Consider the following 2,268-nt stretch of genomic DNA (forward strand, 5'->3'; position numbering starts at 1 on the left):
CTCATCGTAAATTATGGACTACACAAGTATAGAGGGTTCACCCTACCTCACCACCGCTATCTTCCTGACATAGCTCTCAGACCCGCCTTGCAGGTAATTTGCTGTAATCTTACAAAAATACACCCCATTTACCACCATATTTCCCCGCTCATTTTTGCCCGACCATTGAGCCTCCTGATGCATCCCCTTTGCCTTGAATTGATTATCAAGCGGATGTTCCACCCTTCATTTTATGCAACTGCTTAAAAAGTAGAGAGATACATTTTTTTTAGCTAAAAATACATAGTCATGTATATCTAAAAATAATTGCAAAAAAGTACTTGACAAACTGAGGTCAATATGTTATAATTATAGTCATGTACATAACTGAGGTTCCGACTAAAACAAAAACAGGTAAAATATCTCATCTCTGTATTCTTCTGCGTGAATCCTACTGGGAAGACAAAAAGGTTAAGAACAGGACTATAGCCAACCTTACCCATTGTAATCCTAAAGAGGTAGCTGCGTTGCGATTGGCACTTGAACATAAGGATGATTTAACCGTCTTGAAATCCCTTAAAGACAATGTAGAGATTAAACAGGGGATGAGCATTGGGGCTGTATGGGTAGTCTATGAGATAGCCAGGCAATTAGGTATTGAGAAAGCGTTGGGGACAGAGTGTGAAGGGAAATTAGCCTTGTGGCAAGTGATAGCCCGGGTGATTTCCCAGGGTTCTCGGCTTTCAGCGGTACGGCTTGCTCAAGTACATGCCGGTTGTGATATTCTGGGAATAAGGCAAAGGTTTAATGAAGATCATCTTTATAAGAACCTGGCCTGGTTAGCAAAGAACCAGAAGCAAATAGAGAAGAAGTTATTCAAGGTACGAAGCAAAGGAAAAAAGCCGGAGTTATTTTTATATGATGTAACGAGTAGTTATTTCGAGGGGATTCACAATGAGTTGGCAGATTGGGGATATAATCGGGACAAGAAGTTGGGCAAGAAGCAGGTAGTGCTTGGGTTACTTTGCGATGAAGGAGGATGGCCGGTATCAATAGAAGTTTTTGCAGGTAACACTTCTGATTTGGCTACCTTTGGCAGTCAAATCAAGAAAGCAGCAGAAGAATTTGGATGTGAGCGAGTTACATTTGTAGGGGATCGTGGGATGATTAAGAGTGGACAGATTGCAGAGTTAAAAGGTGCAGATTTTCACTATATTACCGCCATTACTAAGGCCCAAATAGAGAAGTTACTAAAGAGAGAAGTTATACAATTGGGATTGTTTGACACAAAGATTTGTGAAGTAGAGGATGATGGGGTGCGATATATCTTAAGGCGAAACCCTCTACGGGTAGAGGAGATAGCAAAGAATCGGAAGGAGAAGAAGGAATCAATTGAGAAATTATGTCAAAAGAAGAACAAATATTTAACAGAACATCCCAGAGCAAAGGTAGAAACAGCAATTAATAAAATCAATAAGCAGATTAAACATTTGAAGATATCCGGTTGGCTGAAGGTTGAAGTGGATGAGGGGAAGTTGACTTTGAAAGAGGATGAAGAAGTTTTAGCGAAAGAAGGTAAATTAGACGGATGTTATGTTATCAAAAGCGACTTATCAAAAGAGATAGACAAACAAGCTATCCATGACCGTTACAAGGATTTGGCTGATGTAGAACAGGCTTTTCGCACCTGCAAGACAGCCATGCTGGAGATGAGGCCGTGGTATGTGTGGACGCAAGAAAGTACTCGTGGACATGCAGTGGTGATAATGTTGGCTTACTTGATTGTCCGTACTCTACAACAAGCTTGGGCAGATTTTGATCTAACAGTAGAAGAAGGGTTAAAACAATTATCGATGTTATGTTCAATGGAGATGGTCATCAAAGGAGAGAGTTCTTGCCATCGTATCCCGACTCCCTGCTCAACATTAGCTAACTTACTTAAGGCGGCTAAAGTACATTTACCTACTGTTCTTCCTCATTTAGGGACAACTATAGTCAGCAGAAAAAAGATAGCTCACCCTACTAAACTAATTGATTTTACAGATGGTTAGCCGTATCGGAATGTCTGCTTTACAGTGGAACATCCGTTGAAGAATTGAACCAGCCACTCACGGGAAGCAAATAGATCTTTGTTTTTATTGATAAAGTATTTAGTTCCTTTGAAAGACCATTCAATCTTGAAGTATTCAGGTTGGCTGGAAATTTTCTCAATGAGTGCGTCTATTTTGGCTGGAATAAGTTTTGTGTTATTAAGGGCATGCAGATTAGCAATCTCAATAGCCATTAGAA

1 protein-coding gene is annotated in these 2,268 nt (G+C 40.2%); it reads left to right on the top strand.

Features of this window, described 5'->3' with window-relative positions:
- The first annotated feature begins 356 nt into the window (after positions 1–356).
- A complete protein-coding gene (locus HY817_03880) occupies positions 357–2,030 on the top strand; it encodes an IS1634 family transposase (GenBank protein MBI4836373.1) in 1,674 nt (557 codons plus the stop codon).
- Positions 2,031–2,268 lie beyond the last annotated feature (238 nt).

The organism is Candidatus Abawacabacteria bacterium (assembly GCA_016207805.1).
In the GTDB taxonomy this organism is placed as follows: domain Bacteria; phylum Patescibacteriota; class Gracilibacteria; order RBG-16-42-10; family RBG-16-42-10; genus JACQZO01.

Bases quoted from the DNA above. Each gene is read 5' to 3' on its own strand.
- HY817_03880 (MBI4836373.1), top strand. From the start codon at position 357: ATGTACATAACTGAGGTTCCGACTAAAACAAAAACAGGTAAAATATCT.